Raw genomic sequence first — 20219 nt, forward strand, 5'->3', positions numbered from 1 at the left:
TTATGGCGAGGTGAAGAAAGGTTTATGAGAAACAGAGTGTTGAGCTACGCGTTGTTGGCCGTTTTCGCTGCCGGCTTGTTGGACGGATGTTCGTCCGGAAGCGGCAACGAAGCGCCTGCCGCGGCAGGCGCGGCGTCCGCAGATGCGGGCAAGCAGGTAACTTTAAAGATCGGTATTTTTGACCGGGGGAATGCGCCTGCCGGTTACACGGCTACGGACAACTATTGGACGGACTACGTCCAGAAAAATTTCGGCGATCCCAACCATATTAAAGTTGAGTTTGTCCCGATTCCGCGCACCGATGCCACCGACAAAGTCAACGTCATGATGACCAGCGGCGACGCGCCGGATATCGTATTCGCCAGCACCAACGTACTGACGCCTTATAGCTACGCCAAGGATGGCGGGCTGCTTCCGCTCGATTCGCTTATCGACCAATATGGCCCGAACCTTAAAAAGTATTTGGGAAGCGCTCTGGACGTCGGCAAGGTTGACGGGGTGCAATATTCGATTCCCGGACGCCGCGTCAACACGGGCAAATACGAAAACCTGATCCGCAAAGACTGGCTGGACAAGCTTGGTCTGCCGATGCCGCAAACCACGGAGCAGGTGTATGAAACGCTGAAGGCTTTTAAGGAAAAGGATCCGGGACAGACGGGCGGTAAAGTGATTCCTCTCGGCTTGTCGCTGACGCCGGCCTCCTTCGAACCGATCGTCTGGTCTTTCATTCAGGACGGCCTTACGGACGAGCAGCGCTACACCCTGTCGGAAAATCTCGGATATCCGCTTCTGCTCCCAGGACATAAAGACGCATTGAAGTTTTTGAACAAGCTCTACAATGAAGGCCTCGTAAGTCCCGATTTTGCGCTTGATAAAGATGAAAAACAGGTCTTCCAGGACGTCATGAACGGAAAAGTCGGCATGTTCAGCGATAACCTGGGCAACGCCTACATGGATAATCCCGGCATCGCCAAGGTGCTGACCCAAAATGTTCCCGGCGCGAATCTGGTCCCTGTTGACCCCTATACCAACAATGCCGGCAAACACTTAAAACCGGAATACGATCCTACGGGATTCTTCCTGATGGTTCCGGCTTCCAGCAAACGCGGTGCCGAAGCCATCAAATATCTCGACTGGATGGCTAAGCCGGACGTGCTCTTGACGCTGATGAACGGCATTGAAGGCGAGGATTATACGCTGGTGGACGGTTTGCCGCAGCGCACGCAATCGGAAGAAACCGCTAAGCGGATGTTTAATTCCAATGACATCGTCATGATCACGCAGGGGGAGGATTTCGGCAGCAACGAGAAGAACTGGGCCGCGGCCGCGGCTATTGCGCCTGAACAATTCCGGCAATATGTGATCGACGCTTACAAGATGTCGCTGACCGACACGACCCGTTATGCCAACTTCACCACGCCGATCGAAGCCGAAAACAAATATATGCCGGCGCTGAGAGACAAATATGACCAGCTTATCGTGAAAAGCGTAATTGCCAAGCCCGCGGATTTCGACAAGGTCTATGACGATCTCCTTAAAGATTATATGGCAAGCGGCGGCGGCGCCATTATCAAAGAACGTACGGAAGCCTACAAAGCAATGGCGAAATGACTGCTGTTCTAATCAAACTTTTGGAGGATCGGAATGAAACAATCATGGCTTTACTTTTTGCGGAATTGGCAATTGTATATCCTGCTGCTTGGTCCGGTCGCCTATTTTCTAATCTTTAAATACGGCCCGATGTACGGCATCCTGATTGCTTTTCAAGATTTCAACCTCTTCAAGGGGGTTATGGGCAGTCCTTGGGTCGGGTTCGACGTGTTCCGCGAGGTTTTTGGCATGAGCGCCTTTTACAAGGCGCTCCGGAACACTTTCATGCTGAATTTGGCGGACCTGCTTTTCTCGTTCCCTGCCCCTATTTTGCTTGCGCTGCTTCTTAATGAAATAACCCGGGTCAGGTTCAAAAAATGGGCCCAAACCATTCTGTATCTGCCCCATTTTTTATCCTGGGTCATTATCGGCGGCATCATGCTTCAAGTTTTCGCCACCAATACGGGGATTGTTAATCTGCTGCTGGGGCATTTGGGGATTGATCCGATTCCGTTTCTAACCGACAAATACAACTGGCTGATCACTTACCTGGTTGTAGGAGTGTGGCAAAGCGCGGGCTGGGGGACGATCATTTATCTGGCTGCCATTACCGGCATCAATTCCGAGCTTTATGAGGCTGCGGCCATGGATGGAGCAGGACGTTTCCGGAAAATGCGGTCCATTACCCTGCCGGGCATCCGGCCGACCATTGTGGTGCTGCTTATCCTCAAGATCGGGGAAATCGTGCAAATCAGCTTTGACCGGCCGTATGTCATCGGCAATGTAAGCGTTCTGGATTTCTCGGAAGTAATCAGTACGTTTGTCTATAAGACGGGGGTTCAAACGGCCAACTTCTCCCTCGCAACGGCGGTGGGGCTGTTCCAGGCCGTAGTAGGCATCATTCTGCTGCTTGCGGCAAACCGGATCGCCAAGAAAATAACCGGTAACGGAGTGTTCTGATGAAAGCTGTAAACCATAGACGGCCCCATTCGTCCGCACCAGGTATCCGAGCTTTCGAACTCCTTAATATGGGGATCATCGCTGTGCTTGTCATTTTGTGCCTGGCTCCTTTGCTTCATATCGCCTCCATGTCGCTTAGCTCCAACCGGGCTATTCTTTCCGGAGAGGTGACCGTGTTCCCGCTCGGCATCAATTTCGAAGCGTACCAAAAAATTTTCCAGGATGCTTCCATGATCCGTTCGCTCCTGGTGTCGATAGGCTTGACGGCGGGTTATACCGCCTTGTCCATGCTGATGACCGTGTTTGCCGCTTATCCGCTGTCCAAACGGCTGAAGGGCGCAAAGTTCGTCATGTTCCTTATCTTATTTACGATGTTTTTCAGCGGTGGCACCATTCCGGATTATTTGCTCATCCGCAGCCTGCATTTGACCAATCATCTTGGATCGCTGCTGCTGCCCGCGATGATTAATCCGTTTTTCCTGATCATTCTTCTTACCTTTCTTCGTTCGCTGCCCAGCGGGCTGCTTGAAGCGGCGGAAATGGACGGCAGCAGTCATTTCCATAGTCTGGTCCGAATTGTCCTGCCGCTGTCGATGCCGGCGCTGGCTACGCTCAGCCTGTTTTACGCCGTAGGCCGCTGGAACGGTTTCATGGACGCTTTGATGTACATTACGAATCCGAATCTGTACCCCATTCAGCTAAAGCTGTATCAGGTCGTCATGAACAGCATGACCAACGATCCTTTGTCCATGCAGGGCGATCAGGTCGTTTCCGTATTGCCGGAAAGCATCAAAGCGGCAAGCATTATGTTTGCCACGCTGCCGATTCTGCTTGTTTACCCCTGGCTGCAAAAATATTTCATCTCCGGCGTCATGATCGGGGCCGTAAAGGAGTAGCGCATCGTGAGGAATAAAGAAGATTTTTCATTTTCGACTTGCTGGAACATCAAGAAACACCGGAATGGCAGAGCGATGCTGGAAGAAATCATGGCGCTCGGCTTCCAAAATGTCGAGTTGAATTATAACGTTACGCGGGAGCATCTGACCACGATCGAACCGATGATCGAAAACGGCGCCATCGGCATATCCAGCGTCCACCATGCTTTCCCGTTCATTGAAGACAAGGATTTCGACACGGATTCGCCCATGCTTGGTTACGAAGACGAGGACAAACGGAGAAGGGCGCTTGAACTGCTTAAGCAATCCGTTGAATACGCCGTGCGCTACGGCGCGAAAGCCGTCGTGGTACATCCCGGCGAGGTCCCGTTTCCGGGCAACGTCGACGCCCGGCTTAAAGACATATACAAGAACCAAGGCAGAAGCTCGGAGGCCTACGCAACGCTCTGGACCACGATGCTGGAGCAAAGGCAAAGCCAGGCTCCGCAGAACCTGGAACGCATTCATCGCAGCCTGGAGGAGATCAGCGATTTCATCGAGCGGAAAGGCTACAAAGTAGCCATCGGTATCGAGACCAGGGCACGCTGCTACCAAATTCCGACGCTGCGCGAGGCCGAATGGCTGACCAGCCGCCTGAAGGGCAGTCCCGTCGGGCTCTGGTACGACATCGGCCATGCCATGATGATGGAACGCATGGGGCTGTACGAGAATCTGCGCGACCTTCGGGAGCTTGAGCTTCCGCTCGCCGGCGTGCACATTCACGAAACGATCGGGCTTTCCGATCATTGGTGTCCTTATGTCCACAGCGGGCAGGACGATTTCGATGTTGTCCTGGATATGATCCATAAAGCTCCTGTCCGGGTATACGAGCTGAAATCCGCTTGTTTGCCCGAGGAGATTGAGCAAAGTCACAACCAAATCATGAACAAATTACTCGTGTTGGAGGGTCAAGCCAAATGATGAATACCGAATGGATTTCCAAATACGCGCCTTATATTTATTTTGACAACAACGAACCTTTCTTCCCTGTCCGCGTCGGCGTTACCGTGCTGGAGGAAGCGGGTCCTTCTCCTTCTACGCGCCGAACCTTTGCTTTCGACGAGCCGGGACTTAAGTATATTATCGAGTATGCCATCTATTGGGATTACGATATTCAGCACCTGTACGAGCTGGAGCATGTATGGATTTATGTGGGGCAAAACGACGAGGTCATTGATTGCGACGCCAGCTTCCACGGCAGACATTTCAAAGGGCTTCTGCGTGACCGCAGCAACCTGGTTGACGGCACCCATGTCAAGCTGTACTCCCAGCCGGGCAAACATGCCTTCATGCCTCAGGCGGACATGTTTTATCTGCTGCCGGAGTTAATGTCCGCAACGGATGAATATGCGGGAAGACGCGGGTTGTTAGTTACCGGTCCGTTCGACGGGGTTTATTCGACCGATGACGAAACGGACCGCAAGGTAGAGCTTTATTTGCGGAGCTTCCGCTTCAAGCCTGCCATGGAATTCCGCGAATATCGCATTGATCCGGCGCTGTACGCCACTTGGGAGCAGCTTCATGCCGAGGTCCCCGTCCGCATTAAGGAAAGACTGGCTGAAATTGATGAATTCCTGGGAGGAGAAGAGAAATGAACAGACAATTAAAGGTCGGAATTATTGGCTGCGGAGCTATCGCATTTGGCAAACATTTACCTAACTTGAGCAAACAAGAGGCCGTTGCCATTACGGCTTTTGCGGATATTGTGACCGAGAAAGCCCGGCAGGCGGCTGAAAAATTCGGTACGACGGACGCTAAGGTGTACAGCGATTACCGGGAGCTGCTGGCGGATTCCTCCATCGACGTTGTGCATGTTTGCACGGCAAACGATGCCCATGCCGAAATTTCTATCGCTGCGCTAGAGGCAGGCAAGCACGTGATGTGCGAAAAACCGATGGCCAAAACCGCAGCCGATGCCCGCCGCATGGTGGAAGCCGCTAAACGCACAGGCAAAAAACTGACCATCGGCTTTAACAATCGTTTCCGGCCGGACAGCCAATTTTTGAAGCAGGTTTGCGACAACGGCGATCTCGGCGAGATTTATTTCGCCAAAGCCCACGCGCTGCGCAGACGGGGCGTTCCCACTTGGGGCGTTTTCCTCGACAAGGACAAGCAAGGCGGCGGCCCGCTTATCGACATCGGTACCCATGCGCTGGATTTGACGCTGTGGCTCATGAACAATTACGAACCCAAGGTAGTCTTGGGAACCACTTATCAAAAGCTGGCTAACCGCAAGGGTTCGGCTAACGCGGGCGGAACTTGGGATCCTGGCAAATTTACGGTAGAGGACTCGGCGTTTGGCATGATCGTCATGAAAAATGGCGCTACGCTGATGCTGGAGTCCAGCTGGGCGCTGAATATGCTGGATACGCGCGAAGCGTTATACACGCTTTGCGGCACGGAAGGCGGCGCGGACGTGAAAGATACGCTTCGGATTAACGGTGAAAAATACGGCCGTCTCTACGCCAATAGCATCCAGTTCGACGTCAAAGGCGCGGATTTCTTCGACGGACGCAAGGAAAGCATGCATGAGCGGGAATGCCGGATGTGGATCGAAGCGATTCTTAGCGATACGGATCCGGTTGTATTACCTGAGCAAGCCTGCGTAGTCTCCGAAATTATCGAAGCCATTTATGAATCCAACCGCACCGGCGAGGCCATTTATTTTGATTGATAGAGCTGATAGAGCCCTGCCAAAAGGAGGTTTTAAGAGATGATCAACATAGCTATATTGAGCTTTTGGCATGTTCATGCCAGGGATTACGCCCTCCAGGCCGAGCAGCATCCGGAGATGGTTATCAAAGCGATATGGGACGAGGACCCGGATCGCGGAGCCGTGCAGGCAGAAGCGCGGCAGGTGCCCTTCTATGCAGATTTGGTCGAACTGCTTGCCAATCCTGAAATTGATGCCGTTATTGTCACGACTCCAACTTCGATGCACCGGGATGTGATCTCGGCGGCGGCTCGAGCAGGCAAACATATTTTCACCGAGAAAGTACTAGCCGCAACCATTCGGGAAGCCCAAGAAATTGTGGACGCCGTGCAACAAGCGGGCGTCAAGCTTACCGTTTCCCTCCCCCGGCTGAATACCCCTTTTGCCCAAGCCGCCCGGGAAGTGGCCGCCAAAGGACTGCTCGGCCGACTTACGCAGGTCCGGGTAAGAATGGCTCACAAGGGAGCGCTGTCGGATACGGGATTGCCTCCTTACTTCTATAGCCTAGAGCAATGCGGAGGCGGTGCCATGATTGACCTGGGCTGTCATCCGATGTATTTGACCCGCATGCTGCTTGGCATGCCGAAGAGCATCATCTCAAGCTACGGTTATGTGACAGGGAGAGATGTGGAAGACAACGCCGTCGCCGTATTGGGTTATGCGGACGGAGCTGTAGGCGTCGTCGAAACCGGCTTTGTGAATCCGCTGTCCCCGTTAACGCTTGAAGCGCACGGCACGAAAGGAAGCATGGCCTTCAGCCTGCAGAATCGGAAGCTGATCGTGGCCAGCGTGGACAACGGAGACAATCCGGTAATCGAATGGCCGCTGCCGGATGCCCTGCCTTCCGATCTGGAGCAATGGGCTTCCCATGTTCAACAGAACACGATCAACACGCAAAATCTGGAGATGGCTCTTGACCTGACCCGTCTTATGGAAGCCTCCAACCTGTCAGCCAAGCTTGGCAAAGCGATAGAGCTTTCGCAGCTGCAGGTATAGCCGCTAATTTGCATCGCGTCGTTTTTGTTCCGGACAGCGTAATGCAATCATGATGAACTCGTGGCACTTTAAACAGCAAAGACGCCGGGAATAACTCCCGGCGTCTTTGCTGTTACGTTGTTGACCTCGTTAACGATACGTACCGAGATTTTCTCGAGTACATCCCAAGGGATACGAGCCCAGTCGGCTGTCATGCCGTCGATGGACATTACGACGCGGATGCCGACCTCCCGGAACGGGACAAGCAGCTCCGGATCATAGCGCTGCTCCAGCGCAAGATACGAGGCATCGAACAGGATGACGGTCATAACCTTCTCCGTTTAAACGCCCGGTGCAGATCATTGGAGTTAATCAGAATGATATCCCCCTGCTGAAAGTCATACCGTGAACCGTTGAAAGGCGCTGCCCCGGAATATAGTTGATCTCTAGAGCCGTATGCCAATGCAGCCGCTGGAACAGCGGACTGACGCCCTCCGACTGAGAAATATGATCTCGGGTCACGGGAGCAGTTGGTTTCACGGCGGAGCCTCCCGGCAAGCCAATATTGATTTCATTGTTTCACAGGTGCGAGAAGTTAGAGAACATCCGGTTGTATCTCTTCTCCAATCCTTTGGACAGCAGGTGGAGGCTGATTAGCAGAAGCACGTAGGCACAGAGCGGCGAGTAGAAAATCCATTGGTTCGCGTAGAAGCTTCCGCGAGCTTGTCCGATCAGACCGCCCCATTCATTCGTACGGCTATGGTATTCGATGGGATCGAAGTATTCCGTCGTCCCGCCCACAAAAATATGAAAAAGCGCCAGCTGTCCGAACAGGCTCAGCACCAAGATGACTTCCTGCAGGAGCAAGATGAGAAAAGCTTCCTTTAGATGGGGAAGCAGATGGGATCCGATGACCTTCCATCTTCCTGCTCCAAGCGCCTCTGCTGCCGTGACGAATTGTCTCTCTCGGAGCACAATCGTCTTCTCCCTGACCGTCGAAGCGATGGATGGAATGCCTAGAAGCGTCAGCACCCCTGCAAGAAGGAGCGACATGGCAATAGGGCTTGCGGCCGGATTCATAGTTATGCCGAGCATGACCAACCAGACGATCAGGAAGGTAGGGATGCCGTTCAGCACGCTCCATACCGATGATCCGGAGCTTTTCTTGGACGTCGGTTTCCCGAAGTAACCCAGCAGCATTCCGATGAGCCCGCCTGCCGCTAATCTCGCCGCGGCGATGCCTAGCGACAACAGAATCGTATACCGGGCGCCGTACAGCAGCTTGGTCAATATGTCGTAGCCGTCTTTGTCCGTACCCAAAGGGTACCCGTCTTTCCCGGGGGAGATCGGCGGAGCATACACGTAGCTATCTCCGCCTTCGACGACAACATATTCAATTTTTACCTGGTCCTTCGGACCATGAGGGGCGAAGAGCGGTCCGAATACCGCAATCAAGAGCATCAATGAGGAGAGAATAATGCCAGCGATCAACGTTTTGCCCATTTTCATCCTATTCATCGAACGAACACCTTTCTAAGTCCGAATATAAACAACCGAAGCAGGCCGTAACCAATGCCGTACAGCACCAGAAACGAAAGCAAGCCGTTCACGACGACGTTATATTGATACACCGCGTCGCCGAACGCGTTCGTGAAAATGAGCATCGTCACTCCTTTGTTATTGAACAAATATTCGGTAATAAACAAATTGCCCATGATAATGCCCATCAGTTTATGCAAATCCCCTTTGACGAAAGGCAGCACATTCGGCAGGGCATGATAAAAGACGATATAAGTACGGCTGAGCCCCCTTGCCTTCGCGTTCCGGATATAGTCCTCCGTCAGCGTCAGCCTCATCTGCATCGCCACGCTCCGAATCATGTAATTCGCCGGAATGACAATCATAGCGATGAGCGGCAGCGCGATGGCCGGATCGTCGGAGGTCAGCGTTGCAACCTCGAACAAAACAACGCCCGTCTTGCTCGCCATCCATACGATGCCGAACTGCATCAGCAAGATGAACACAAAATCGGGCAGAGAACCCAGGAAATCAATAATACTTTTGATCCAGCCCCTCTTCGAGATCGCAAAATACAAGCCTGCAAATATACCAATCGCCGTACCCAGCAATGCTCCCGACGTCACGTACAAGAGCGATGTCTTGAAATAATAGCCGATCCGATCCCAGAATAAATACTGGTTACTGCCCATGTAGAACCGGAACGTCGCCCCGTCCCCGATCCCAGCAAAATATCCCTTGAACGCTTCCGCCCCTTGGCTCCACGCGAGCTGTATGGCGCTTCCTCCGTCCCCGGCCTTGATGACAAGCGGCATCGCTGCAAGGATCAGCACGAGGAGAGCCATGCCGGGAATCATCAGCGTCCATTGTTTGGCTTTCGACATGCCTGAACTCCCTTTCCTACTTGAAGTAACTATTTGTGAATGTGTCTATTATAGCGCCCCGTCCAGCATTCATCTAGTAAGCCAAAGTTTGGCAGCTGGTAGGTTGAGTTGGTGGGTGATTACCTTTGACGCGGGATGTTGAGTTCAAATAAAAAAAGACGAAGCAGAGAACTGCTTCGCGCTTCGTCTTTCAGCTTCTAACCTATTCCCACTCAATGGTAGCTGGCGGCTTAGACGTTACGTCGTAGACGATACGGATAACATTGCAAGCGTATCCCTGCCCTTTTGCATCAAAAATGCCTCGATTTCCGCGACATAAGATGGAATGTTAATTTCATTGGGCTTTTTTTCTATGATTGATAGCCGCCGTACTCTTCAAACCGTTGTACAATCGCCTCCGAGACCGGCAATCCCAAGCGATCCATCGCCAATAATAAGGAACCGTATACGGGCGCCATTTTCGGTATAATAAATTCGAACCGCTCGTTCTGCTCCGCGATTTTTTCCCGCAAAGCTGCCAGCAGATGCGGATTTCTGCCTTCTTGCACGACACTGCCCACCATGACGATCCGGATCGTCTCGCCGGGAAAGCCGCCCAAACGGCGAATGACCGAATTCGCGCTTCGGCCCAGCTCATCTCCCGCCCGCCGCAACAGCCGGACGGCCAGCTCGTCGCCTTCGTCCCCGGCTTCGTGAAGCACAAGCGTCAAGTCGCGGGGAACTTGGTTGATGTCGTTATCGAGGAAATGGTCGTATACCCGCCCCATATTGGAATAACCGAAATATTTCGCCACTTTACTCGGCAGAACCGAAGGAACCTCCCGCAAATCCCAGGACCGTACCGCGTGACTGAACGTTTCCTTGGCCATATCGCCGCCTCCCGTCCGGTCACCGAACAAATAGCCGAATCCGCCAGTCTGCACCGTCTGCCCTTCCCGGTTCCGTCCCGCCGCATTGGTGCCGCTGCCGCATACCAGCACGACACCGATGTTGTCGTGAGTGCCCGTGCGCAATCCTTCGAACGTATCGCAAACGACGTCCCATTTCGGGAAAGGCAGCCTTGCCAGAGCAGGACGAAGAAGCTGAAAGTCTTTCTCCCGGTCGGCGCCCGCCAGCCCGTACTGGACGAATGCGATATCTTCATATTTCAATCCAGCCTGTTCGAGCGCTATATCGGCGGATTTCGAAATATTGGCGATCGCTTCCTCTATACCCGGACCCTGATGGTTGCCGCAGCCCGCCAGTCCGCGTCCGAGAAGCCGCCCCTCTTCGTCCGTAATCACCGTAAACGTCTTACTGTTGCCGCCGTCCACGCCCATGATATAAGCCATCTTCCTTGTCTCCTTCCTTTTTTTTGGTGATTCCTTTTTGTTCATCCCGCGGCTCTCTCTACATCGGCTCTTGTAAATTTGCCCTGTTGCATGACGAGAAATAAACAGGATGCCGCCGTGCAAAGGAGACATAAAACCAGGTACAGGAAAGGGGCGCCCTTATACTCCAAGATTATGCCTCCCGCAGAATTGCCGATAATGCCGCCAAGCCCCGAACTGACCGCCACGAAAATCGTTTGATACGTCGCTTTCGTATTCGGTTTGGCATAGTTTCCCACGAATTCCACGAAGGTGCCCGTTACCGGTTCGATCGATATGCAGCCGTTACCAGGCTGCGACTTCGCCGTCCGCCCTCGGTTCCGTTCCTCCCGCCAGCACGCCGCTTTCCGGATCTCTAAATATAATTTGCCCGCGGCCGAACATTCCGGAATCGAGCGCCCGCTGCACGGTATGCCCTTTTCGCGCCAGTGCCTGGGCTAAATAATCCGGGAATTGCGGCTCCACCTCAATAACCTTATCCCGGAGCCATCGCCATCTCGGCGCGTCCAAGGCCGCCTGCGGATTCAATCCGAATTCGATCGTATTGAGCAAAATCTGCACATGCGCCTGCGGCTGAATGGACCCGCACATGACACCGAAAGGTCCAACGGGAACCCCGTTTCTGGTAAGAAAACCGGGAATGATCGTATGGAACGTTTTTTTTCCCGGTTCCAGAACGTTCGGGTGATCTGGGTTCAGAGAGAAGCCGGTGCCGCGATTTTGCATGCAAATCCCGGTCCCTGGAATAACTACGCCCGCTCCGAAATCGCCCGCATGGCTTTGAATGAACGAGACCATATTTCCTTCGCCGTCGGCCGCGGCCAAATATACGGTGCCGCCCTTCGGCGGTTCGCCAGGTTCCGGAACGAGCGCCTGTTCTCCGATCAAAGCTCTTCTTTCATCGGCATATGCTTCCGATAGAAGCTGCTCAGCGGATACGCTCATCCTGCGCGGATCGGTAATGTACTTCAGCCCGTCGACGAATGCCAGCTTTACCGCTTCAATCTGCTTATGGTATGTATCGACCAGATCTTTGGCGGCGAAGTCGAAGCCTTTCAGAATGTTCAGCGCGATCAGCGCGATCAGCCCTTGACCGTTCGGGGGAATTTCCCACACCTCATACCCTTTGTAATTCACATGGATAGGCTCTACCCACTCGGGAGCATATGCCGCTAAATCTTCCTTCCGGAGGTATCCCCCTTTCTCCCGGAAGTGCCGGTCGATCTTATCCGCCAGCTCGCCTCTGTAGAACGACTCCGCTTTCGTCTCCGCGATCGACCGCAGCGTCCTGGCATGCCCCTCGGAGCGCCATATTTCCCCGGCGGCGGGCGCTCTTCCGTCAGGCGCGAACGTGTCGAACCACGGCCCGTACAGCTCATGCTGCAAATTACCGATGTTTTTGAAGCCGTCCGCCCAATATTTCGCGATTGTCGGAGATACCGGAAACCCTTGCTCCGCATAGTCGATAGCCGGCTGCAGCACTTCCGTCAGAGGGAGCCGGCCGAACCGTTCGGATAGCGCGGCCCAGGCGGCCGGGGTGCCGGGAACCGTCACCGGAACCATTCCGTACGTTGGAATCCGCTCCAGCCCTTCCGCCTTCACCTGCTCAAGTGAAATCGCCGCAGGCGACGGCCCGCTTGCATTTAATCCGTGCAGCTTTCCTTCCGACCACACAATGGCGAATGTGTCTCCCCCGATACTGTTCGAGTTCGGCTCGACGACGGTTAGACAAGCTGCCGTCGCGATCGCCGCATCGACGGCGTTTCCGCCTTTCTTAAGAATGTCCAGCCCCGCCTGGGCGGCAAGCGGCTGAGATGTCGCAACCATGCCTTTACGACCGTAAGTCGTCATCCGCTGTGACGGATAAGGGTTAAATAACGGTTCGAATTTCATGACTCATTTCTCCTTCCGGTCGGTGGAATAGGCCTATGCCTGATAACCATGATTTCGCAACCGGGAGCTCCGGAAACTCGATCCTCCCGGCTGCGAATTGCCACCCTGCTCACTTACCGGCTTTCTGCTTAATATCGTCAAGCAGCTGTTGGAATTTGGGGTTCATTTCTTTCAGAACGGCCGTCGGATCCTCATCCTTATTGAATATCGCCTGCTGTTCGTTCAGTATGAATGAAGTAATATCACCGTATCCGGCGATAAGGTGGTTAGGCGACTCCTTGCCCTTCTCGATCGCAGCCGTGTTGACTTCCTCCAAATACTGGATATCAGTCAGATCCTTATACTGATTAAACCATTCTTTGTAAGCTACGCTGTCCGAAGGCGGATAACCGGTTGCCTTCGTCATTTCCAACTGCATTTCCGGACTGGTCATGAATTGAACCAGCTTCCATGCGGCGTCCGGGTTTTTCGATTTGGACGAAATCATAAGCGGGTCGGCATAGATGAATGGCGTGGACGTTCCGGCTGATCCGGTCGGAAGCGGCAGAACGCCGAATTTCATATTCGTGTCTTTGAAGCCGCCCATGGCCCAGCTGCCGACCAGCGACATCGCGACTTTGCCCGTTAGTAAAGGATCGCCGATTTTGCTGATTGATTCTTCGGCGGCTTTTGTCGGCATGATTTTGTCTTTAAAGATGAGGTCCTGGAAAAACTTCGTCGCATCAACGAGTTTAGGGTCGGTCAGGTCTGCCTTACCCAGAAATCCGGTTGCATACGCCGGATCGAATATATCGAGTCCCCAATCCCAGCTGTAGGTCAGAAAATGCTCGCCCATGCCATACGTGAAGCCGTAAACGGCGCTCGGCTTGCCGTAATCCTTGCTTACCGATTTAGCGAGCTCGACGAATTCATCCCACGTCCATGCGGGGTCTCCCGGCTTGTAGTTCGGAACCGTCACGCCGGCTTTGTCGAACAAATCTTTATTGTAGAAAATCATGCTGGAATAAATATTAAGCGGAATACCCTTTTGCTTGCCGTCGATCTTGTAAATGTCGAGGGTGGATTGCGAAATATTGGGGTTGTTGAAGTCATTCATATAAGGAGTCAGATCGAGCACCATATCGCGGACATTGTAGTCGACGAACCCGCTTTGCCCCCAATGGCTCCATACATCCGGCGGCGTTCCGCCCGCAACCATCGTGTTCATCTTGGAGTCGAACTGATCATACGGCACGCTAATAATTTCAAGTTTGATATTCGGGTTGGCTTCTTCGAATTTCTTTTTTACAACGTCCGGCAGAAACTTGTCGCGAATCCCGTTATCCTGAGCGTTAAGCAGGGTGATCGTCACCTTTTTGCCGCTGTCCGCATTGCTGCCGCCCGCAGGCGCATTGGCTGTGCCTGCGGAGCCCTCACCCGTATTGCCGGTATTGCTGGTATTGTCCGTGCTCGAGCTGCAGCCGCTAAGCGCCAAAACCGCCCCGATGCTGAACACAGTTGCCATGCTTACCCACTTCTTCGCCATGTGTAACCCTCCCATAACATTGAATAATAAAACCCGTCTTTGCTGCGATGCAGCGCTTCCCCCGACCTACATCACCTCCCTGCCAATCGAGCGGCGGCCTATTTCAATCCGGAGACGACAATCCCCTGAACGAAATATTTCTGCGCCACGAAGAAGAGGAGGATCGGCGGCAGAACGGCGACAAGTCCGGCGGCCATCAGCAGATGCCACGGCACGATATTGAACATGCTCGTAAAGGAAGACAGTGCGATCGAGACCGTAAATTTGGATTCGGTGTTCAGGTAGATCAGCGGACCCAGGTAGTCGTTCCATCTATACATGAAACCAAAGATGGCGGCGCTGGCCAAAGCGGGTGCGCACAAGGGCATCGCGATATTCCAATAGGTGCGGAGCTCGCTGCAGCCGTCAAGTCTTGCCGCTTCGAACAAATCGACCGGCACCGTATTGAAAAACTGCCTCAGCAAAAAGATGATATAGGCGGAACCGAGAAAAGAAGGAACGACCAGCGGCAGGTAGGTGTCGATCCAGCCAAAGTTTTTGAACAGCACGAACTGCGGAATCATCGTTACGGGATAAGGAATCATCATCGTAGCCAGCAAAATCATAAACATGAAGTTGCGGCCGATCCCGCGATACCGCGAAAACCCGTAGGCAACGAAGGCCGATGAAATGACTTCCCCGAAAGTTCCGAGAATGGAGTACGTGGTCGTATTGTAAAAAAAACGGCCGAACGACCGGGCATGCATCGCATCGATAAAGTTGTGCCAAACCGCCGGGCGGGGAACCCATTCGGGGGGAAACAAAAAGACGTCCTGCTGCGTTTTGAGTGCGGTGCTTACCATAATATAAAGCGGCAAAATCATGAGCACAGACAAAATGATCAGAATGCTGAAAGCCGCAACTTTGACGGTCCGCTCGCCTGCAGAAATAGAGCTGCTCCGGGAAACCTTTTGCGTTGACACGTTACTCTCCCCCTCCTTCGTAATGAACCCACCGTTTGGACACTCTCATCATCAGCCAAGTCAGAACGCCGACGAAAATGAACAGCACCCACGCCATCGCCGAAGCATACCCGAGGTTAAACGACCTGAACGCCTGTTGATACAGATAGTAGACATAAAAGTACGACGCATAGTTCGGACCGCCTTTGGTCATGATGTCCGCCTGGACGAATACTTGGAACGATCCGATAATTCCGGTGATGAGAAGAAACAGCGTGACGGGCGAAATCATCGGGAGCGTAATGTTGATCATTTGACGGAATCGCGATGCGCCGTCAATCTGGGCCGCTTCGTACAAATTGGCCGGGACGCTTTTTAGACCGGCGAGATAGACGATCACGTTATTGCCCAGTGTCCATAACGACATCATGATCAGGGAAGGAATGACCCAGTGTTCATCTGACAGCCACTGGGGGCCGGCCATGCCGGTAATTTTATAATACAAGACGTTCACTACACCGAAGTCGGGGTCCAGCAGCCAAACCCACAATAAAGAAAGCACGACACCGGAAACAACCGACGGCAGGTAGAAAATGGTGCTGAATATGCGCTGTCCCGGAATGCGGACGTTAAGCAGCATGGCCAGAGCGAGTGAAGCCGCGAGCCCGACCGGAACTCCCACTATTGTGTAATATAATGTTACACCTGAAGATTTCCAGAAGAGATCGTTATGAAACAGGTTGATGTAGTTTTCAAAACCGATAAACACGGGATCGTGAGCGATGTCGTAACGCGTAAAGCTGTAGTAGCCGGATACCAGAATGGGACCGCCCGTAAATAGAATAAGTCCGATAATCCAAGGAGAAATGAACAAGTAAAAATATTTCGTCTCACGAAATTCCGTCTTCCTGCTAAGACGCATACCCGCCATATAGGATCTTCACCCCTTCCATCAAAATTGGACACTTTATCCACAATTTCCAACTACACAGTTCCAACACAATCGATTTTCGAAAAACCACACCTCCTCATGATATGTACATGTTCGTTTTTATAACATTGCATGTTCCATTATATGTGTTATTACCTTTTATGTAAATAACCAAATTCATAATTATGTAAACGCTTTCATAAATATTTGTTATAACAAAGATTTGAAGCGTTTATTCCGCCCGGTCCACGATTATCGACCGCACGAGAAGTGCGGTCGATAATCGTGGACATGGATAATTCCTCTTCCCTTTTATTGAAAACGCGGGAGGTAATCCTTGTTGGCGTCAATGATCTCATCCAGCAGTAGTTTGGCCAGCCTCGCGCTGCCAACCAGCGGATGCATCGTCAGCGCCTGCAAGCCCGCCGAATAATCTCCTTCTGCGGCCGCTTTCACGGTAAGCTCTTCATACGCTTTGACGACTTGCATCAGCCCCCTTATTTGCGGCGAGATCGGCGTATTGATTTGAACCGGATGCGCCCCCTGGGAATCGATCACACAATTAACCTCTACGGAAACGTCTTCCGGCAAGAAAGGCAGAACGCCGTTGTTTCGGATGTTTACCGTTTGAATGTCCTGCTTGTCGTTATAAATGGACGTCATGAGGTTCACGGCCGCTTCGGAATAGTAGGCGCCCCCGCGCTGCTGAAGCTGAGGCGGCTTGATCGCGAGGTTCGGATCTTTGTACAGCTCGAACAGCTCGGCCTCCACTCTTTTGACGTCGTCGGCGCGGGTTGTACCTTTGTCCAGAAATTTCTTGTTCATATCTTCAAACACGAGATCCTTCAAATAATAATAACGATGATAGCTGCACGGCAGAGCTCCCATGGACTGCAAAAACTCCGCGTCCCATCCGAAATCGGGAATGTTCTTCATTGTGAGTCCGCTTGCTCCTGCCGCTTTGTTCAGCACGTCGGCCGTAATATCGATACCGTCTACGACGATACGGGTCGTCCAAGTCAAATGATTGATGCCTACCATTTCAACGCTTACTTTGGATGCATCCACGCCGCATAGTCTCGCGATCTGCATTCTGGTGCCGATCGGAAGGTTGCACAGCCCCATCGTGCGGATGCTCGAATATTTGAGCACGGCTTCCGTAACAATCCCCGCCGGATTCGTAAAGTTGATCATATAAGCGTCCGGAGCCAGCTCCTCCATCTCTTTGGCGATATCCAAGATGACCGGGATCGTGCGAAGCGCTTTGGCAAAGCCGCCCGCCCCCGTCGTTTCCTGACCGATTAATCCGTATTTGAGCGGAATTTTCTCGTCCCGGGAACGGGCGTCCAGCATGCCGATGCGCATTTGGGACGTGACGAAATCCGCGCCTTCGATCGCCTCCCTGCGGTTAAAGGTGGTATGAAGCCGAATTGGAACGCCAGCCTTCTCGATCATCCTTCCCGCTAGACTGCCTACCGTCTCCAGCTTGCTTCTTCCCGCCTCGATATCGACCAAATACAAGTCCCGAACGGGGAATACGCTGTAATTATTAATAAATCCTTCTATCAATTCAGGGGTGTAGGATGATCCCCCGCCCATAACCGCCACTTTCAACTGATCTTTTTTCATTCGCTTGAAGCCTCCATCATTAAAAGTCGGCAAAACTCGCTCCGCCTAGTTGTTATTACTTTTATAGTTTAATTATAAATTTGTTATTACAATTAGTCAATCCAATTGATCCCATTTTTTTAGCGGCAGTCGTTTTGAATATGCGATTTCAAGGGCATTATCAAGCGGGCGAAGGACGTTTTCGCATGACGGCTCTGGTATTCATAGGCGAAGTATACATTCTTTACTTTCGAAGTTCTGACGGATATGTTATTATGAATACCTCTCCATTATCATTTGTACTTATGGATCCAAAAGAAATATTGAGGAGTATCGATATGTCTACAAGCAAATATGCCATTGTGAAGCAGAAACTGCTGGATTCCATTAAATCCGGCCATTATCAACCTGGAGAACAACTGCCGACGGAGGATGAATTGTGCAAAATGTACAACGTCAGCCGGACGACGATCCGTCAGGCGCTTCAGCAGTTGGAATTGGAAGGCCGTATCAATAAGATACAAGGCAGGGGGACGTTTATTTCGACATCCAAATCGGAAATCGTTCATCATATGCTCGCTCCGATCGTCAGCTTTTCCGATCACATGGAAGAATTGGGCCGCCGTTCGGAGACCCGGATTTTGGAGGCTTCCGTCATACCGGCCGTGCATCCTTTTCAACTGCATCTTGATATTCCGGAGCAATCGCCCGTCACGAAATTGGTCCGGCTCCGCCTGGCGGACGATCAGCCGGTCGCTCATGAAACCATCTATCTGCCTTGGTCCCTCGCTCCGGGTCTCTCGAACGAGAAGGAAATCGGGTCGTTATTTAAGCTGCTGCAGGATAAATACGGTCACCGTATCGATCGTTCCGTCGATACGCTGAAGCCGGTCATCGCGGACGAAGAGATCGCGAAGCTGCTCAATATTGAGCCGGGCTCCCCTTCCATTCACATCGAAACCATTTCGTTCCTGCAGGATAATACACCAATTGAATACAGCGAAAGCATATTTAGCACCGAAATGTCCCATTTCGTCATTGAGCGCAAATATGATCATATATAGAAAAGGAGCTTGAAAAGGCTCTAGATCGCAATATTGTTTTGCCGCCTACCTGACGCCGAAGCGCAGCGCCGCCTCCGAATCGGGGACGAGCTCCGATTTGAAGCCGAGCTGACGGCACATTTCACTCATTCTCCGAATATCTCTTACCGCTTCGATCCGGACGCAGCCGAAACGTTTCGCAGTTTGGACGGCCCAGCGAAGAAGATAAACCAGCGTATCGGCCTGCGCTTCTTTTGCGTCATAATCCATTAAGACAAGTTTGTCGCCGTCGACGCCCGCCCTTACGTAACCCCAGTAAGCATCCATGAAACGGCGGGCAGACAACAGCTCGCGCTTCTCCGTAATTGCACCCCAGTTCAGCGGCGTTCTCAAATGCTCATACCAATCGCGTTCGCGCGTATGCGCGAACGTAAATTGAGGCGCACGCCAATCCGCCGATTCATGGGCCAGCCTGAGCAGCGCCTCATCGCTTGATACCGGCTCCCAGTTATCGGCGGGATAGTCCGGTTCTGCCGGAACGTCAATAACCAGCTTCCATGCGCGGAAGCTTATCTTCCTCCCCAAAGCTTTGAGCATTTCGGGAATTCCGACGGGATCCAGTCCTCTTTCGTGCGCTTTGCGCAGCAATATTTTAAGCGCTGCAGGCGTTCCGAGCGCAATATCGTTGCAATGTTGGACGACGATGGTTCCGCTCCGGAGCAGCGGCTCGATCCGCAAGACAATACTCTCGGCCGATATGCCCGCCCAATCCCCGGAGTCTTCCCCCTCCACATTCGTATAACCCCATTCGGCAAGCCAAGCAAGGTTTTCCGGCATAAAGGAACGGTAGGGAAACCGCATAAAGGCAGGGCACGGCTGTCCCGCAGCATCCTGATAGGCGAGCTCGGTCAGCTTTAATTCTTCGAAGAACACATGCCTTGGAATTTGAGCCATGCGGCGGTGATGATAAGAATGCGGGGCAAGGACATGACCGCGGGCAAGGATCGTCCTGACCTGATCCGGATGGCGATCGATCCACTCTCCGGTGAAGAAAAACGTGCCTGTCGCCCCGCCCTGTTCCAAAATGTCCAGCCAAAGCTCGATCGGGTAACGGTGCGGTCCATCGTCGAATGTAAATGCGCATAGCCCTTGATCCGGATCTCCTTGAACGATCAAATTATCCATTACGATTCCCCTTCTCTAATCCGATTGTAAGCCTCATTATAATAACCACATTAACTCCAGTCAATGGTAATGATGATTCCTATTTAATTATATTTTGTAGTAACAAATAAACATAAAAATCCCCCCATTTGCTGTCAATGGGAGAATG

At 52.4% G+C, this 20219-nt stretch carries 20 protein-coding genes and 1 pseudogene; 8 read left to right on the forward strand and 13 right to left on the reverse strand.

Annotation, left to right across the window (positions count from 1 at the left end):
• The first annotated feature begins 24 nt into the window (after window positions 1–24).
• Genes M3194_RS26425 through M3194_RS26455 form a run of 7 tightly spaced genes read left to right on the forward strand, consistent with a single transcriptional unit; the run spans window position 25 to window position 7194 of the window.
• Entirely contained in the window at window positions 25–1611 is a 1587-nt protein-coding gene (locus M3194_RS26425) for an extracellular solute-binding protein (protein ID WP_251657102.1), read from the forward strand.
• 33 nt (window positions 1612–1644) lie between these two features.
• Entirely contained in the window at window positions 1645–2550 is a 906-nt protein-coding gene (locus M3194_RS26430; protein WP_251657103.1) for an ABC transporter permease, read from the forward strand.
• A complete protein-coding gene (locus M3194_RS26435) occupies window positions 2550–3446 on the forward strand; it encodes a carbohydrate ABC transporter permease (RefSeq protein ID WP_251657104.1) in 897 nt (298 codons plus the stop codon). Before M3194_RS26430 ends, M3194_RS26435 begins: the two co-directional genes overlap by 1 nt.
• A 3-nt stretch (window positions 3447–3449) precedes the next feature.
• The gene (locus tag M3194_RS26440) at window positions 3450–4406 is read left to right on the forward strand and encodes a sugar phosphate isomerase/epimerase family protein (protein ID WP_251657148.1); all 957 of its coding nucleotides are present in this window, start codon (window positions 3450–3452) and stop codon (window positions 4404–4406) included.
• Window positions 4403–5080, forward strand: coding sequence for a hypothetical protein (locus tag M3194_RS26445; protein WP_251657105.1), 678 nt, complete (start codon window positions 4403–4405; stop codon window positions 5078–5080). The genes M3194_RS26440 and M3194_RS26445 overlap by 4 nt, the downstream gene beginning before the upstream one ends.
• Window positions 5077–6159: a Gfo/Idh/MocA family protein gene (locus M3194_RS26450; protein ID WP_251657106.1), complete on the forward strand. Its 1083-nt coding sequence runs from the start codon at window positions 5077–5079 to the stop codon at window positions 6157–6159. Before M3194_RS26445 ends, M3194_RS26450 begins: the two co-directional genes overlap by 4 nt.
• A gap of 39 nt (window positions 6160–6198) precedes the next feature.
• A complete protein-coding gene (locus tag M3194_RS26455; RefSeq protein WP_251657108.1) occupies window positions 6199–7194 on the forward strand; it encodes a Gfo/Idh/MocA family protein in 996 nt (331 codons plus the stop codon).
• A 68-nt stretch (window positions 7195–7262) separates the two neighbouring features.
• On the opposite strand, the pseudogene M3194_RS26460 reads toward M3194_RS26455, so the two are convergent.
• The 12 genes and pseudogenes from M3194_RS26460 to M3194_RS26505 all read right to left on the reverse strand — a co-directional run.
• A pseudogene (locus M3194_RS26460) lies at window positions 7263–7421 on the reverse strand (GMP synthase (glutamine-hydrolyzing)); the annotation flags it as partial.
• Window positions 7422–7545: 124 nt separating this feature from the next.
• Complete coding sequence (locus M3194_RS26465) at window positions 7546–7713, reverse strand: hypothetical protein (RefSeq protein WP_251657111.1); 168 nt, start codon at window positions 7711–7713, stop codon at window positions 7546–7548.
• A 39-nt stretch (window positions 7714–7752) separates the two neighbouring features.
• Window positions 7753–8691 (reverse strand): ABC transporter permease, encoded by a 939-nt coding sequence (locus M3194_RS26470; RefSeq protein WP_251657112.1) that lies wholly within the window; start codon window positions 8689–8691, stop codon window positions 7753–7755.
• Window positions 8688–9575, reverse strand: coding sequence for an ABC transporter permease subunit (locus tag M3194_RS26475; protein WP_251657113.1), 888 nt, complete (start codon window positions 9573–9575; stop codon window positions 8688–8690). The genes M3194_RS26470 and M3194_RS26475 overlap by 4 nt, the downstream gene beginning before the upstream one ends.
• Window positions 9576–9777: 202 nt before the next feature.
• Entirely contained in the window at window positions 9778–9897 is a 120-nt protein-coding gene (locus M3194_RS31740; RefSeq protein WP_397334387.1) for a GMP synthase (glutamine-hydrolyzing), read from the reverse strand.
• 28 nt (window positions 9898–9925) lie between these two features.
• Window positions 9926–10906, reverse strand: a complete 981-nt coding sequence (locus M3194_RS26480; RefSeq protein ID WP_251657114.1) for an N-acetylglucosamine kinase — start codon at window positions 10904–10906, stop codon at window positions 9926–9928.
• A gap of 41 nt (window positions 10907–10947) precedes the next feature.
• Complete coding sequence (locus M3194_RS31745) at window positions 10948–11193, reverse strand: MFS transporter (RefSeq protein ID WP_397334385.1); 246 nt, start codon at window positions 11191–11193, stop codon at window positions 10948–10950.
• 37 nt (window positions 11194–11230) lie between these two features.
• Complete coding sequence (locus M3194_RS26485; RefSeq protein WP_251657115.1) at window positions 11231–12838, reverse strand: gamma-glutamyltransferase family protein; 1608 nt, start codon at window positions 12836–12838, stop codon at window positions 11231–11233.
• A gap of 109 nt (window positions 12839–12947) precedes the next feature.
• Window positions 12948–14363, reverse strand: a complete 1416-nt coding sequence (locus M3194_RS26490; protein ID WP_251657116.1) for an ABC transporter substrate-binding protein — start codon at window positions 14361–14363, stop codon at window positions 12948–12950.
• 98 nt (window positions 14364–14461) lie between these two features.
• Window positions 14462–15325 (reverse strand): carbohydrate ABC transporter permease, encoded by an 864-nt coding sequence (locus tag M3194_RS26495; protein WP_251657117.1) that lies wholly within the window; start codon window positions 15323–15325, stop codon window positions 14462–14464.
• Between the two features lies 1 nt (window position 15326).
• Window positions 15327–16235 carry a carbohydrate ABC transporter permease gene (locus M3194_RS26500; protein WP_311292132.1) on the reverse strand — a complete coding sequence of 303 codons (909 nt, stop codon included), beginning with the start codon at window positions 16233–16235 and terminating at the stop codon, window positions 15327–15329.
• Between the two features lie 312 nt (window positions 16236–16547).
• Window positions 16548–17864, reverse strand: coding sequence for a 6-phospho-beta-glucosidase (locus M3194_RS26505; RefSeq protein WP_251657119.1), 1317 nt, complete (start codon window positions 17862–17864; stop codon window positions 16548–16550).
• Between the two features lie 317 nt (window positions 17865–18181).
• On the opposite strand from M3194_RS26505, the gene M3194_RS26510 reads away from it, so the two are divergent.
• Window positions 18182–18907 carry a GntR family transcriptional regulator gene (locus M3194_RS26510; RefSeq protein WP_251657121.1) on the forward strand — a complete coding sequence of 242 codons (726 nt, stop codon included), beginning with the start codon at window positions 18182–18184 and terminating at the stop codon, window positions 18905–18907.
• 45 nt (window positions 18908–18952) lie between these two features.
• Here M3194_RS26510 and M3194_RS26515 read toward each other — a convergent pair whose 3' ends face one another.
• Window positions 18953–20071 (reverse strand): polysaccharide deacetylase family protein, encoded by a 1119-nt coding sequence (locus M3194_RS26515; protein WP_251657122.1) that lies wholly within the window; start codon window positions 20069–20071, stop codon window positions 18953–18955.
• Between the last annotated feature and the right edge of the window lie 148 nt (window positions 20072–20219).

Source organism: Paenibacillus glycanilyticus, assembly GCF_023715145.1.
GTDB classification, from domain to species: Bacteria; Bacillota; Bacilli; order Paenibacillales; family Paenibacillaceae; genus Pristimantibacillus; species Pristimantibacillus glycanilyticus_A.